Below are 13,349 nucleotides of genomic sequence, written 5' to 3' on the forward strand. Positions count from 1 at the left end.
GGGCCCACCCCGGCGCCGGGCACCACCGGTTGCTGCCGGGCGTCCGACCGGCCGCGCGCCTGCCCGCTACCTCTGCCTACGGCCGTGTCGTACACGGCGGAGCGGTCGTCGGGGCGGCGGTCGCGGCGACGGCATCGGCGAACTCTGCCGTGACGATGGCCCTGATTCTTTACGCTGCGACGCCTCTGTGCCCTTCGTGACCGCGGGGTGTGATGAGACGTGTGCGGCACCGATCCGTATATCTACATGCATGTAGAGTCCTGCGGGTTCGGTGATCACAAGTACCGGACGCCCAGGGGGTAGTCGACCGGCCGGGTGCGGCCGAGGCGGGGGAAGGCCGGTGAGTGGTACGGGAAGGCGGCGCGCGGGTGCCGGAGGCGGGGGGACACGGCTGACGCGGCGGGGCCGGAGGGTGAGCTGGTTCGCGGGCGGCGCAGCCCTGCTCGTCCTCGGTGTCGGTGGTGTCGGCGCCTGGGTCTACAAGGACCTGGACAACAACATCACGGGTGCCGACGTGGACGGCAAGGTCGGCGGGGACCGCCCGGTCAATCTCAGCCCGGGTTCGAAGAACATCATGGTCGTCGGTTCGGACAGCCGTGACGGGGCCAACGCGAAGTACGGCAAGGACCTGACCACCATGCAGTCGGACACGCTGATGGTGCTGCACATCCCCGCGAACCGGGAATGGGCCACCGTGGTGTCCTTTCCACGTGACTCGTGGGTGGAGATATCGGCGTGCGAGAAGGGTGACGGCGGCACGTCCGGTCCGCACCTGGCGAAGATCAACGAGGCGTTCGCGATCGGTGGTTCGGGCGGTGAGGTCGCCGGCGCGGCGGCCTGCTCGATCCGGACGGTCGAGGCCAACACGGGTCTGCGCATCGACAACTTCATGTCCGTCGACTTCCAGGGCTTCAAGGGAATGGTCGACGCCCTGGAAGGCATCGAGGTCTGCCCGGAGCAGGCCATCCACGACGAGAAGGCTCGCCTCGACATGGAGGCGGGCTGCCAGACCGTCCAGGGCGAGACCGCGCTCGGCTATGTACGGACCCGCTACGCCGTCGGCGACGGCTCCGACATCGGACGCATCGGCCGTCAGCAGGAGTTCATGGAGGCCCTGGCGGCCAAGGCCAAGTCGAAGCTGACCAGCCCCACGTCGCTCTACGACTTCCTGCAGTCCGCCACCAAGTCCCTGACCGCGGACGAGGATCTCGCCGGAATCGACCCGCTCTACGACCTCGCCTCCGAGCTCAAGAGCATCCCGAGCGACCGGCTGACCTTCCTGACGGTCCCCAACTACCCGCGCGAGGCCGACGTCCCCACCGACAAGGCCAACATCGTCTGGCAGTACCCGCAGGCCGCCGACCTGTTCACCTCCCTCGCCAACGACAAGGAGGTCGACAAGAAGCGGCTGCAGGCCGAGGCCAAGAACGACCTGATCTACGCGTCCACCGTACGCGTCCAGGTCCTCAACGGAACCGGTGTCAGCGGGCGCGCCGCGGCCGTCGCCGAGAAGCTCCGCGAGGCCGGCTTCACCGTCGTGGGCACGGGCAACGCGCCCGAGAACACCGACACCACCACGGTCGCCCATCCGGCCGACCTCACCAAGCAGGCGAAGGTCCTCGCCTCACGGCTTCCCGACACCAGGGCCACGCCGTCCACGGACGCCGCCGCAGGGGTGGTGACCCTGGTCGTGGGGTCGGACCTCGACCTGGAGGAGCTGCGGTGACGGGTCCGTAGACCCGCCAGCCCTCCTCTTCCCCCTCCTGCTCCTCCTCGCCCTCGCCCTCCTCGTGCTCGGCCTCGACCCGCGCCACCAGCTCCAGGGAAGCACGAGGCAGATCCGGACGTGGACTCGCCGCGGTCCGGTCGTGGCCGGGCCGCGGCGAGGGTGTGGTCGTCGAGGGTCAGGAGCCGGTGAGGCTGATGGCCAGGTCCGTGATGTTCAGCGGGAACTGGCCGATGGAGCTCACCTGTCCGGTGAGGACGTTGACGCTGTAGAGCGACGGGGTGCCGGCACCGTGCGGGGTGAGGGAGGCGAAGGCGGCGTTGTCGACCGTCTTCCCGCCGGACAGGGTGCTGTAGATGTCCATGCCGGCCTTGAGTTGCGCGTCGATACCGAGGCTCCCGGTCGGGGCGAGCGTGCCGTTGTTGGCCGGTGACTGGATGACGACCTCGTCGGAGGTCGTGTTGATGTCGAACAGCGTGGTGGCGGTGGCCCCGTTGAGATCGTTGTTCGTGTACGCGGCGGCGGTGACGCCCTTGGTCGTGCCCTCGGCAGGCGGGGTGGTGAGGTTCACGTCCTGGATGGTCGTGTGGTCGTGGAGGTTGTGCCGCAGGTTCTGGCCCTGGTCGCTGATCACCCGGAGGCGGTCGGCGGCCGGGTTGAAGTCGACGCCGAACACCGTGCCGTGCAGGGCGTACTGGAGCTGTGACACCTTGGTGACCACGACGTCCACGCTGGCCGGCGGGGTCTTGATCGTGTAGATGCCGCCCTTGTTGCCGACGCCGTACAGCACGCCGTTCTGCACCCGGAAGTCGATCCCGACCAGGGCCGTGTCGCCGCTGAGCCCGGTGATGACCCGCACCCAGTTGAGCACGTCCGGCCGGTCCGTCATGAACGTGGCCATCAGGGTGCCGTCGCCGCTGATCCCGAACGCGCGCAGGCTGGGAACGGCGGCGGGGGCGGCCGAAGCGGTGCCCGGCATGCCGAGCATGAGCGCCGTCGAGGTGACCACGGCCGCCATCGCCGCCGTGATTCTCTTTCGCGTGCCTGCTTTCATCGGGTTTCCCTCCCGTTTGGGCGAGCGCCATTGCGGGGCGCCTGGCCGAGGAATTTCGTATCCGCGCCCGTACTGATTGCCGGAGCTGTTCCGGAGTCGCGCCGGAATGGTTGTCCCGGTCTTCCCCCACGGGCGTTCACGCGGTTCTCATTAAGGCCGCTTTACGACCCCTCCACAAGCGGAAGCCGGGAGGGGAACGCACCGATCCGGGAATTTTGCGCACTGTGACAAAAGCCCTGTCGGCATACTTGCCGCCGATTTATGCGCAGTGATGAACGCCGTCCGGATCTCGTCTGTCGGCCCGTTCGTTCGGAATGGCATGCTCGCCTGCATGGGGAGCCTCTTCGCCGAACTGGCCCGTCAGGCGTCGACCAACGCCCGCCGGGAGGTAGAGACGTACACGCGCGAGATCCCGGAGTTCGGGTTCCTGGACAACGACCCCCGGGCTCGGGCCGAGACGCTGGAACACGCGATGTGGTTACGGCATCGCACGGTCGAACTGTCGCCGCACAACAGCGAGTTGAGCGATGATGATCTTGGCTTCATCGGGTCCATGGGAGAGCTGCGGGCGGGTGCGGGGATGTCGCTCGACACGCGGCAGCAGGTGCTGCGAGTGCACACCGCGCTCATGCTGCGCGAGATCAACGAGGCGACCGACGCCCAGCGCGGCGGCGGTGTCGACGAACTCATGCGGATGATGACGTGGTTCGCCCCGCAGGGCGAGCGCGGCATCGGCGCCTACCGCCAGGGATTCGTCCGCGTACTGCGCCGTCGAATGTCGTACACCGAGCAGGTAGCCCTGCTGGCCCGGTCATTGCTGAACGGCGATCCGATATCGATCGAACTCGCCGCGGCCGTCGACATGGAACTGCCGGACTACTGCGCCGTGACGGTGTTCCGGCTGTCGGACCCGCCCGCCGTCGACCGTTTCCTGGAAAACGAGATCGAGACACTGGTGAAGGCCCACCGGGCGCCGGTCATGTGGGGCCCGGAGGGCGGCGACGGGAGCGGTGAGCTGATCGCTGTGGTGCCCCTGTTCTCCGGCGCCGCGGGGCCCCAGGACGTACCGCCGCACGCCGTTCCCGACCTCTTGCCCGATCTTGCCCCCGACCACCTGCCGGATCTCGTGCGGGACTTCGCCCTCGCTCTCGGCCGCCCCTGCGCCGTCGGCACCGCCACCGCGCCGCTGTCCGCGCCGGGCGACGCCCTGGACCGGGCCCGGCGGATCAGCCGGGCGGCCCCGCTGAGGCCCGCCTCCGGCCGTTCGAGGCCGCACACCCTGGCGGACGTCTTCGTCGAACTCGCCGTCGCGGACGTGCCGTTCGTCGACGCGTGGCTGCGCTCGCTGGCCCGTCGGCTGGACTCCGGCCCGGACCTGCTGCTCACCCTCGACGCGTACTACCGCCACGACATGCACCGCGGTACCACGGCGACCTCTCTCAACGTCCACACCCGCACCCTCGACTACCGTCTGCGCCGGGTGAGGGAACTCACCGGCATCGACCCGGGCTCGACCCGGGGTGTGCGGACGCTCAGCGCGGTCGTCACCCGGCGTCTGTCGGGAGCGTGGCGCTGATCGTGCCCCGTGCCGGACCAGGTGGCCGCCGTTCCCGCACAGCCGTCGATGCGGCAGGCTGGGGCCGTGAGCAACTCCAGTGACTCCCTCTTCATCAAGATCTGCGGCCTGAAGACCGAGCAGGACGTCGACACGGCCGTCGAGGCGGGCGCCGACGCCATCGGCTTCGTCTTCTCGGCCAGCCCGCGCCGGATCGACGCCGCCACCGCCGCCCGGCTGAGCCGTCGCGTGCCCGAGCACGTCCTGACGGTCGGCGTCTTCCGTCAGGAGCCCCTCGGCGACGTGCGGTCCCTGGCGACCGAGTCGGGGATCGGGGCGATCCAGCTGCACGGCCCCGAGGACCGCGCGTACTACGACGACCTGGCGACCGGCGACTGGACCCTGATCCGTGCCGCGGCGTTCGGCGACTCGGTGCCGCGCTGCGGGGAGTTCGGCGAGGACATGCTCCTCGTCGACGCGCCCGTCCCCGGCTCGGGCATCGCCTGGGACTGGGCGAGCAAGCCGCTGGCGGCCGCGGGGGAGAGGTGGCTCCTCGCGGGCGGTCTCACTCCGGAGAACGTACGCGACGCCGTCGCCGCCACCGATCCCTGGGGCGTCGACGTCTCCAGCGGCGTGGAGCAGAGCCGAGGCGTCAAGGACCCCGGTCTGATCAGGGATTTCATCAAGGCGGCCCGCGCCGGGCGGTGACGGGTGGCCGTGCCGCCGCCCGGTTCACGGCTGTGAGTCACGGGGCTGGAGCTGTGCGTGGTGATGCCCGGCGTTCCCCCGCAAGTGACCCTGGGGTAGGGTCCCCACGGTTCCGGCTACCGAATGAAGGTGGTCCGGTACGGGGAGTGTCGGAGGGGCGGCATGGTGAGGGAAACCCAGTCGGGTGAGGGTGTGTCCGTGGAACTGGACGGCGCGGGGTTGGAGGCGATGTCTCCCGAACCGCTGCTGACCCGGGACTACGAGACGCGCCCCTCGCTGGTGTACGAGCGGCTGAGGCAGCGGCACGGCGCGGTGGCGCCGGTCGACCTGCTGGGCGTGCCCGCCTGGCTGGTGCTCGGCTACCGCGAGGCGCTCCAGGTGCTCCAGGACGACGCCGGATGGCCCAAGGGCCTGGAGAACTGGCGGGCCCGGACCGAGGGCAGGGTCCCGGCCGACTGGCCGCTCGGGCCCTCCCTGGAGGTCAACCACGTACTGATCCAGGGCGGCCCCGGCTACCCGTCGCTGCGGATGGCGTGGGACCAGGCGCTCAAGCCGTTCCAGGACCCGCGCAACCCCCAGGCGAAGCGGCTGAAGGCGGCCGTGACCGTCTACGCCGACGAGCTGATCACCCTGATGGGGGAGGCGGGCGGCACGGGGCTCGCGGACCTTTCCGCGCAGTTCTCCCGGCCCCTGCCGCTGATGGTGGCCAGCCATCTGCTCGGCTTCCCCGGTTCCCAGGGCGACGACGCCCTGATGGACATGTGGCGGGTGCTGGACGCGGGCCCGGACGCGGGGCCCGCCCTGGACCGGTTGCTGGGCGCGCTGGCGGAACTGGCGGAGCTGAAGCTGAAGACGCCGGGCGAGGACTTCCCCTCCTACCTGCTGGCCGCCCACCCCGACCTCTCGCTCGACGAGCTGGCCCGTGAACTGTTCATGCTGCTGGGCATGACGTCCGACCACGTCGGCATCCTCGTCTCCAACACGGTCGTCGAGGTCCTCTCGGGCGAGGACAGCGTGCGGGCCAGCCTCTCCGCCGGCATGGTCCGTGAGGCCATGAACCGGGTCGTCATGCGCAAGCCTCCGCTGGTGAACTTCGTGCCGAGGTTCGCGGCCGATGACACCCGGCTCGGCAACTACACGATCCGCGCGGGCGACCCGGTCTGGGTCTCCTCCGCCGCGGCGCACGCCGACCCGCTCTTCGCCGACCACGTGGCACCCAACACCACGGTCAGCACCCGGGCGCACCTGTCCTGGGGCGCGGGCCCGCGGCAGTGCCCGGCACGCGAGCTCGCCTCGACGGTCGCCGCCGTCGGAGTGGGCCGGCTGTTCGAGCGGTTCGCCAACCTGGACCTCGCGCTCCCCGTCGACCAACTGCCTTGGCGCTCCTCGCCGTTCATGCGGGGCCTGCGCTCGCTGCCCGTACGGTACGAACTGGTGCCGACGGCCGAACGGCCACCGGTGGACGACCCGGCGGGGGACGCGGGCGTGGGGGGCACGGTGGAGACGGTGGTGCCGGACGTGTCCGCCCGGCAGCGCTCCTCGCTGTGGCGCTACCTCACGGGGCTGATCCGCCCCGGCCGCTGACGGGCGATCACCGGCGGTCGGAAGGTCTCACCGAGGGCATCGCGTGGTCACGGGCTCCTCGGGCCCGTGACCACGTCGGCTTCAGCTGTCCTTCCCGGTGAGCAGCCGCCGTGGATTGGCGATGCGGAAGGCGTACGCCGCCGCCCCGCCCAGGCCGAAGCCGGGCTGTTGCGGGGGCTCGGCGTAGGGGCGGTCGGAGCCCTGGACGACGGCGCCCACGCCGAGGGCGCGGACCACGGCTTCGACGGCCGTCGGACCGTAGGAGGACGTCTCGACGAAGACGTCCGGGTCCACCCCGGCGTCACTCCCGCCGCTCCGGGCGGCGAAGCGCTCCCCGTGCAGCGGGGCGAGCCCGGCCAGCAGGGCGAAGCACACCCGCAGGCGGGGGTGGCGGGGGCGGCCGAAGGCGCGGAAGGCGAACCAGGCGGAGTGCATCTGCTGGACGTAGGGAACCATCGCGGGCCACCAGCCGGGCCCCTCGGCGCCGCCCGGCGCGGGCCCCGGGTGCACGAACAGCGGGAGGCCGCGCTCTTCGAGGAGGTCGAGGAGCGGGGCGCAGCGTGCGTATCCGGCCGCGTCGGCAAGGGCGTTCGCCGGGAGCTGGAGGCCGACGAAGCCGCGGTCGAGGTCCTGGGCCGTCGCCTTCGCGTCGACATCCCGTACGCAGGCGGCGGCCCAGGCACCGAACGGTTCGGGGAGCGCGGCCGAGCCCTCGTGGTAGGCGTCGAGCAGGGGGCGTGCCTCGGTCGCGGGCAGCCACTCCACGCCGATCGGGGAGGAGAGCGAGACGAGGGCCCGGCCGAGGCCGTCGGTGTCGGCGAGCCGCGTACGGCCGGCGATGTCGTGGTCGGCGGGCGGGATCGCGTAGGGCGGCTCACCGTCGAGGAACAGGGTCCAGCCGTCCAGGAACGGTGGTTCGCGGCGTGACCGCAGGGCCGTCACCAGCGCGGGGGTCCACAGATGCTGGTGCACGTCGCAGTTGGTCATGCCGCTCCTCCCACCAAGGCCGACGCTTCCCCGGTCAGGGCGCGCAGTGTGCTCCGGACGTCGTCGGACTCGAGGATGTCGCGGCATACCGTCTCCACGTCCACCCCGCACGGCCGGTCGTCGTCCAGGCGGGGAACAACTTCCCTGATCGAGCGCCGCAGGAACTCCGGTCCCCGCCCCAGTACGGTCGGCGCCGCCAGATCCACCGCCTGCGCGGCCTCGTCCGCGAGGACGACCCGGCCTCCGTGCCGGGCGGTGGACATGACCTCTTCGTGCGACGGTGTCCGCCCGTCGACGACGACCTGCGGACCTTCGCTCGTCCCCGTCGCGCACCGCATGGGGCGGGCCCTCCTTCCTCTGTGCCGCCTCGTCAACAAGATGATCAAAAGTTACATATGGCGAAAAGTCCAGGCATCCGTGGCGAGGCTTGGTGTGAACGTAACGTGCCGTTCACTGAATTCCATTGACTGTCATTCAGTCACCGACGACTCTGCATGACCATATGCAGTCGGGTAAGGGGCAGTCTTGATCAGATTCGACGCGGTGAGCAAAAAATATCCGAACGGCACGACAGCGGTGGACGACCTCCGCCTGGAACTGGCCGAGGGTGGCATCACGGTCCTGGTCGGTCCTTCCGGCTGCGGCAAGACCACTACCCTGCGCATGATCAACCGTATGGTGGAGCCGACCGCCGGCACGGTGAGCCTGCGCGGCCGGAACATCCGGGAGGTCAACGCGCCCGAGCTTCGCCGGGGTATCGGGTACGTGATCCAGCACGCGGGGTTGTTCCCGCACCGCACCATCCTGGACAACATAGCGACCGTTCCGCTGCTGCTGGGCTGGGGCAGGAAGAAGGCTCGGTCCCGGGCGGCGGAACTGCTCGAACTGGTCGGCCTGCCCGCCGAGATGGCCAAGCGCTACCCGAACCAGCTCTCCGGCGGGCAGCAGCAGCGCGTCGGGGTGGCCAGGGCGCTGGGCGCCGACCCGCCGGTGCTGCTGATGGACGAGCCGTTCAGCGCGGTCGACCCGATCGTGCGGGCGGAGCTGCAGGCCGAGTTCATCCGGCTGCAGAAGGAGTTGCACAAGACGATCGTGTTCGTCACCCACGACATCGACGAGGCGATCAAACTCGGCGACAACATCGCGGTGTTCCGCACCGGCGGCAAGCTCGCCCAGTTCGACACCCCCGAGCGGTTGCTCGCCCGTCCCGCCGACGACTTCGTGGCCGACTTCGTGGGGCAGGACCGGGGCATCCGCCGGCTCTCCTTCGTCGACGCGGCCGCACTGCCGCTGCGCGACGGCCCGGTGCTGCCGGCCGCCTCTCCCGTCGCCGAGGCTCGGACGGTGGACGCGCCCTGGGTGCTCGTCGTCGACGACGCCCGACGGCCGCTCGGCTGGGCCGAGACCGCCGCGCTGCCGGACAGCGGCACCCTCGCTGACGCGCCCCTGGCACCCCTCGGCCACACCTTCAGCCTCGTCGGCGACTCGGCACGCGCCGCCCTCGACTCCGCCCTCCTGTCACCCGCCCGCCTCGCGGTGGCCGTCGACGCGGAGGGCGCGGTCGCGGGAGTCGCGGACGTGTACGAGCTGTCCGCCGGCGCGGTCGCCGCCAGGACTGCCACCGGCGAGGCAGCCGCCGCAAAGTATGCCGGGAGCGCGCCGGCCGAAGTCGCTTCTACGGAGGGGGAGTCGACGGCGAACGTGACGAAGGCGAGCGCCTCGACGGCGAGTGCCTCGAAGGAGTCCGCGTCGGCCGAGTCCACATCCTCGAAGTCCGCGTCGGCCGGGCCCGCCTCGCCCGCGGACAGGACGGCCGCCCCCGACACCCCGGGCGAAGGTGACCGATGAGTGACGACGAACCGCTGGTCCGGTGGCAGTGGATAGCCGACCACACGGCCGAACTCGCCGAGTACACCGGCATCCACCTCAGACTCGGCCTCTTGCCGGTGCTGTTCGGGCTCATCATCGCCGTGCCGCTCGGCATCCTGTGTCACCGCTGGCGCTGGCTCTACCCGCCCGTGCTGACCGTGTCGAACATCCTGTACTCGATCCCGTCCCTCGCCCTGTTCATGATCTTCGTCCGCTACACCGGGCTGACCGAACAGACGGTGATGATCCCGCTGACGCTCTACACCCTGTCGGTGCTGGTCCCCAACGTGGTCGACGGCCTCGCCTCGGTTCCCGAGCCCGTCCGGCTCGCGGCCACCGCGATGGGATTCGGCGCCGTACGCCGGGTCGTCCAGGTCGAGCTGCCGATCGCCGTACCCGTGGTCATCGCCGGCGTACGGGTCGCCGCCGTCTCGTCCATCAGCCTCGTCGCCGTGGGACAGCTGATCGGACAGGGTGGCCTCGGCTACTACATCACCCGCGGTCTCCAACTCGACTTCCCCACCCCGATCGTCACCGCGATCGTCCTGATCATGCTGCTGGCGCTCGTCACCGACGCGTTGTTGGTCCTGGCGCAGCGGCTGCTCACCCCGTGGTCCCGGAACAAGGTGACGTCGGCATGAACGATTTCCTGAACCAGATGGAGCTCGTGGGGGACTGGCTGACGTCCTCGGCGCAGTGGCACGGAGACGAGGGCATCCCGCAGAGGCTGCTGGAGCATCTCACCTACAGCGGGCTGTCGTTGCTGTTCGCCGCCGTCATCGGGCTGACGTTCGGACTGCTCGTCGGACACACCGGCCGTGGTGCCTTCGCCGTGGCCAGCGTGGCGAACCTCGCCCGCGCGATCCCCACCTTCGGTCTGGTCGTCCTCGTGGTCACGCTCGCGGGGCTCAGCACCGCGCCCGTGCTGGTCGCGCTGGTCGCGCTCGCGGTACCGCCGATCCTCATCAACACCTTCGAGGGGGTGCGGGGCGTGGACCCCGCCACCCGGGACGCCGCGCGCGGGGTCGGCATGACCGAGTGGGAGGTCCTGGCCCGGGTCGAGGTACCGATGGCGCTGCCGCTGATCCTCCTCGGACTGCGGGTCGCCGCGATCCAGGTCGTGGCCACCGCCACCGTCGCCGCCTACCCCGGTCTCGGCGGCCTGGGCCGCTACATCGTCGACGGACTCTCCCGCAACGACTACGAGTTGGTCATCGGCGGCTCCACGGTGGTCGTCGCCCTCGCGCTCGTCGTCCAGATCGTGTTCACCGCGCTGCGACGTGTGATCGTCTCGCCGGGTCTGAGGGCCACGGCATCCAAGTCCTGAACTGGCGCACCCCAGACCCATCTCCCGCATCCCACCCCCCCCGCATCCCGAAGTTGTTCCTGTTCCTGTTCCTGTTCCTGTTCCTGTTTCTGTTTCTGAATCTTCCGAGCTTCCGGGCTCCGAGAGAGGACAAGCCATGCGAGGCATGTACCGAGGCGCCGCGTTCGGCCTCATCACCGCACTCACGCTGACCGCCTGCGGCGGTGGCGGTGACAGCGGCGACAATCCGCTTGCGGGCGACAGCGCCGGCGGCGACGGCAACGCCATCGTCGTAGGCTCGGCGAACTTCCCCGGGAACCAGCTGCTCGCCGAGATCTACGCGCAGGCCCTGGAGGGCAAGGGTCTGAAGGTGACCCGGAAGTTCGACATCGGCGCCCGCGAGGTCTACTACGACCAGGTGGTCAAGGGCGGCATAGGAGTCTTCCCCGAGTACAACGGCGCCCTGTTGTCGGTGGCGGTCGACAAGAACAGCACCGCGACCAGCACCGAGGACATCAACGCCGAGCTGAAGGAGAAGCTCCCGTCGTCGGTGGAGATCCTCGACTCCGCCGCGGCCGAGGACAAGGACTCGGTGACGGTCACCGCCGAGACCGCCGCCAAGTACAACCTTAAGAGCCTCGCCGACCTCAAGCCGGTCGCCGGGGACATGACGATCGGGGCCGGGTCGGAGTTCAAGACCCGCACGCAAGGGGGCGTAGGTCTGAAGAAGGTCTACGGCGTGGAATTCGGGAAGTTCCAGCCGCTCGACGCGGGTGCCCAGACCACCCTGGTGAAGCTGCTGAAGGACGACAAGGTGCAGGCCGCCAACCTGTACACCACCGACCCCGCCATCGTCACGGACAAGCTGGTCGTCCTGGAGGACCCGAAGAACCTCTTCTCCTCGCAGAACGTCACGCCCCTCGTCTACAAGGACGCGGTGAACGACAAGGCGAAGGAGGCGCTCAACGCCGTCTCCGCCAAGCTCACCACCGAGGACCTGCTGGAGATGATGAAGAAGCTCGTCAACGACAAGGAGGACGCCGACACCGTCGCCGAGGACTGGCTGACGTCCACCGGCCTCGCGGGCTGACCGTTCTCGGCCACGCCCCACACCGTCCGCCCCCGCTCCTGCCCGGCACCGTGCACCCCGCCGGGCAGGGGGAGGGGACCGAACACGACCGGCCGGGAGAGCAGATGACGGACGCCGTCGACACCCAAGGGCCCGGCGGAGTCGGCACCGGGAGACCTCATGGCGTCGGCACCGAAGGACATGGTGCCGTCGGCGCGGCCGCGCGGCTGCAGCAGCTCTTCGAAGGCCGTCGGCTCACCCCCACACAGCGCCGCATCGCGCACTGCCTCGTCCGGCAGGCGGCGGACGTGCCCTACCTGTCGAGCGTGGAACTGGCCCACCTGGCCGGTGTGAGTCAGCCGTCGGTGACCCGCTTCGCGGTCGCCCTCGGCTTCGACGGCTATCCGGCACTGCGCGCCCATCTGCGTACGGTCGCACCCGCCGGGCAAGGCTTCGACGGACGGTCGGCCAACCCGTACCAGCGCGCCGTGCAGACCGAGATCGACAATCTGCGTCATCTGGCGTCCCTGCTCACGAACCCCGAACCCGTCGAACGCGCGGGCCGGCTGCTCGCCGCCTCCCGGCCGCTGCCGGTGCTCGGGCTGCGCGCCTCCGCCGCGCAGGCACGCGGCTTCGCCTACTTCGCGGCGAAGGTCCACACCGACGTACGGCTGCTCGACGAGGGCGGCTCACTGCTCGCCGACCGCATCGACGCGGCCCGGCAGGCCGGGGCGAGCGCGCTGCTGTGCTTCGCACTGCCCCGCCACCCGCGCGAACTTCTCGACGCCCTCGCCCACGCCCGTGCCGAGGGCCTGACGGTGGTGACGGTCGCCGACGGGACCTTCGCCCCGGTCGCCGCCCACAGTGACCTGCTGCTTCCCGCCGCCGTGGGCACCGGCCTGGTCTTCGACACCGTCGGTGCCCCCATGCTGCTGGGTCAGGTCCTGCTGGAGGCGATGTGCGACGCCCTCCCGGACGCCCAGGCCCACCTGGAGGAGTTCGACGCGCGGGCCGCGGCGCGTGGACTGTTCGTCGACTGACCGGCACGGCTGTGCGAGCCGCCCGCCTCACCCCGTGGAGCGCAACGCCTTCCAGACCCGCGGACGTACGACGCCGTCGGTGACGAGCAGCCCCTTGTCCTGCTGGAAACTCTGCACCGCGGCCTTCGTCCCGGCGTCGAACTCGCCGTCCACACCGCCGCCTCCGAGGCCGTAGCCCCGCTTGGACAGCATGCACTGCACCTGCAGGACGCGTTGGCCGCTGTCCCCGAGGCGGGTGCGTCCGTTGCCGTAGTAGTACGTGCAGTCCGTGAGCCAGGCCGGGGTCGTGGGCTCGGTGGGCGCGTCGCTCGGGGGCGGCGTGGTCTCGTCGGGCGCGCTGGTCCCCGGGGCGGGTGCGGAGGACTCGGTGTCCGGGTCGGTGCCGGTGCCGGTGCCGGTGCCGGAGCCGGCGGCGGACGCGGAGGCGGACGCGTCGGGGCGCGGGGTGTCG

13 protein-coding genes are annotated in these 13,349 nt (G+C 70.5%); 9 read left to right on the forward strand and 4 right to left on the reverse strand.

What is annotated here, in order from left to right:
- Nucleotides 1–340 precede the first annotated feature (340 nt).
- Nucleotides 341–1,726, forward strand: coding sequence for an LCP family protein (locus AWZ10_RS26725; protein WP_434976700.1), 1,386 nt, complete (start codon nt 341–343; stop codon nt 1,724–1,726).
- 178 nt (nt 1,727–1,904) lie between these two features.
- Here the strand turns inward: AWZ10_RS26725 and AWZ10_RS26730 are convergent, their stop codons facing one another.
- Nucleotides 1,905–2,780: a DUF4394 domain-containing protein gene (locus tag AWZ10_RS26730; RefSeq protein ID WP_060892216.1), complete on the reverse strand. Its 876-nt coding sequence runs from the start codon at nt 2,778–2,780 to the stop codon at nt 1,905–1,907.
- Between the two features lie 331 nt (nt 2,781–3,111).
- Between AWZ10_RS26730 and AWZ10_RS26735 the strand changes: the two genes are divergently transcribed.
- The 3 genes from AWZ10_RS26735 (at nt 3,112) to AWZ10_RS26745 (ending at nt 6,627) form a co-directional block, all read left to right on the forward strand.
- Nucleotides 3,112–4,356, forward strand: coding sequence for a PucR family transcriptional regulator (locus tag AWZ10_RS26735; RefSeq protein ID WP_208618555.1), 1,245 nt, complete (start codon nt 3,112–3,114; stop codon nt 4,354–4,356).
- Between the two features lie 48 nt (nt 4,357–4,404).
- Nucleotides 4,405–5,043 (forward strand): phosphoribosylanthranilate isomerase, encoded by a 639-nt coding sequence (locus AWZ10_RS26740; RefSeq protein ID WP_060892223.1) that lies wholly within the window; start codon nt 4,405–4,407, stop codon nt 5,041–5,043.
- Nucleotides 5,044–5,205: 162 nt separating this feature from the next.
- Entirely contained in the window at nt 5,206–6,627 is a 1,422-nt protein-coding gene (locus tag AWZ10_RS26745; RefSeq protein ID WP_060892218.1) for a cytochrome P450, read from the forward strand.
- An 81-nt stretch (nt 6,628–6,708) separates the two neighbouring features.
- On the opposite strand, the gene AWZ10_RS26750 is transcribed toward AWZ10_RS26745, so the two are convergent.
- Together AWZ10_RS26750 and AWZ10_RS26755 are read right to left on the reverse strand one after the other, a co-directional pair.
- On the reverse strand, nt 6,709–7,614 hold the full coding sequence (locus tag AWZ10_RS26750) for an amidohydrolase family protein (protein WP_060892219.1): 906 nt from the start codon (nt 7,612–7,614) through the stop codon (nt 6,709–6,711).
- On the reverse strand, nt 7,611–7,952 hold the full coding sequence (locus tag AWZ10_RS26755; RefSeq protein ID WP_060892220.1) for a hypothetical protein: 342 nt from the start codon (nt 7,950–7,952) through the stop codon (nt 7,611–7,613). Before AWZ10_RS26755 ends, AWZ10_RS26750 begins: the two co-directional genes overlap by 4 nt.
- 187 nt (nt 7,953–8,139) lie before the next feature.
- Here AWZ10_RS26755 and AWZ10_RS26760 point away from each other — a divergent pair, with 187 nt between their 5' ends.
- From AWZ10_RS26760 to AWZ10_RS26780, 5 genes are all read left to right on the forward strand, one after another.
- Nucleotides 8,140–9,462 (forward strand): ABC transporter ATP-binding protein, encoded by a 1,323-nt coding sequence (locus AWZ10_RS26760; protein ID WP_244172556.1) that lies wholly within the window; start codon nt 8,140–8,142, stop codon nt 9,460–9,462.
- Nucleotides 9,459–10,124 (forward strand): ABC transporter permease, encoded by a 666-nt coding sequence (locus tag AWZ10_RS26765; RefSeq protein ID WP_060892221.1) that lies wholly within the window; start codon nt 9,459–9,461, stop codon nt 10,122–10,124. Before AWZ10_RS26760 ends, AWZ10_RS26765 begins: the two co-directional genes overlap by 4 nt.
- The gene (locus AWZ10_RS26770) at nt 10,121–10,810 is read left to right on the forward strand and encodes an ABC transporter permease (protein ID WP_060892222.1); all 690 of its coding nucleotides are present in this window, start codon (nt 10,121–10,123) and stop codon (nt 10,808–10,810) included. The genes AWZ10_RS26765 and AWZ10_RS26770 overlap by 4 nt, the downstream gene beginning before the upstream one ends.
- Before the next feature lie 145 nt (nt 10,811–10,955).
- Nucleotides 10,956–11,879, forward strand: coding sequence for an ABC transporter substrate-binding protein (locus AWZ10_RS26775; protein WP_060892224.1), 924 nt, complete (start codon nt 10,956–10,958; stop codon nt 11,877–11,879).
- Nucleotides 11,880–11,983: 104 nt separating this feature from the next.
- The gene (locus tag AWZ10_RS26780) at nt 11,984–12,898 is read left to right on the forward strand and encodes a MurR/RpiR family transcriptional regulator (protein ID WP_063809791.1); all 915 of its coding nucleotides are present in this window, start codon (nt 11,984–11,986) and stop codon (nt 12,896–12,898) included.
- 27 nt (nt 12,899–12,925) lie between these two features.
- Here the strand turns inward: AWZ10_RS26780 and AWZ10_RS26785 are convergent.
- On the reverse strand, nt 12,926–13,349 hold a 424-nt coding region (locus AWZ10_RS26785; RefSeq protein WP_167365990.1), incomplete at its 5' end, for a peptidoglycan-binding domain-containing protein.

The organism is Streptomyces europaeiscabiei (assembly GCF_001550375.1).
Classification (GTDB): domain Bacteria; phylum Actinomycetota; class Actinomycetes; order Streptomycetales; family Streptomycetaceae; genus Streptomyces; species Streptomyces europaeiscabiei.

Excerpts from the sequence above, each read along its gene's own strand:
- AWZ10_RS26730 (WP_060892216.1), bottom strand. The coding sequence starts at position 2,780 with ATGAAAGCAGGCACGCGAAAGAGAATCACGGCGGCGATGGCGGCCGTG.
- AWZ10_RS26740 (WP_060892223.1), top strand. The coding sequence starts at position 4,405 with ATGCGGCAGGCTGGGGCCGTGAGCAACTCCAGTGACTCCCTCTTCATC.
- AWZ10_RS26750 (WP_060892219.1), bottom strand. The coding sequence starts at position 7,614 with ATGACCAACTGCGACGTGCACCAGCATCTGTGGACCCCCGCGCTGGTG.
- AWZ10_RS26735 (WP_208618555.1), top strand. The coding sequence starts at position 3,112 with ATGGGGAGCCTCTTCGCCGAACTGGCCCGTCAGGCGTCGACCAACGCC.
- AWZ10_RS26770 (WP_060892222.1), top strand. The coding sequence starts at position 10,121 with ATGAACGATTTCCTGAACCAGATGGAGCTCGTGGGGGACTGGCTGACG.
- AWZ10_RS26755 (WP_060892220.1), bottom strand. The coding sequence starts at position 7,952 with ATGCGGTGCGCGACGGGGACGAGCGAAGGTCCGCAGGTCGTCGTCGAC.
- AWZ10_RS26780 (WP_063809791.1), top strand. The coding sequence starts at position 11,984 with ATGACGGACGCCGTCGACACCCAAGGGCCCGGCGGAGTCGGCACCGGG.
- AWZ10_RS26765 (WP_060892221.1), top strand. The coding sequence starts at position 9,459 with ATGAGTGACGACGAACCGCTGGTCCGGTGGCAGTGGATAGCCGACCAC.
- AWZ10_RS26745 (WP_060892218.1), top strand. The coding sequence starts at position 5,206 with ATGGTGAGGGAAACCCAGTCGGGTGAGGGTGTGTCCGTGGAACTGGAC.
- AWZ10_RS26775 (WP_060892224.1), top strand. The coding sequence starts at position 10,956 with ATGTACCGAGGCGCCGCGTTCGGCCTCATCACCGCACTCACGCTGACC.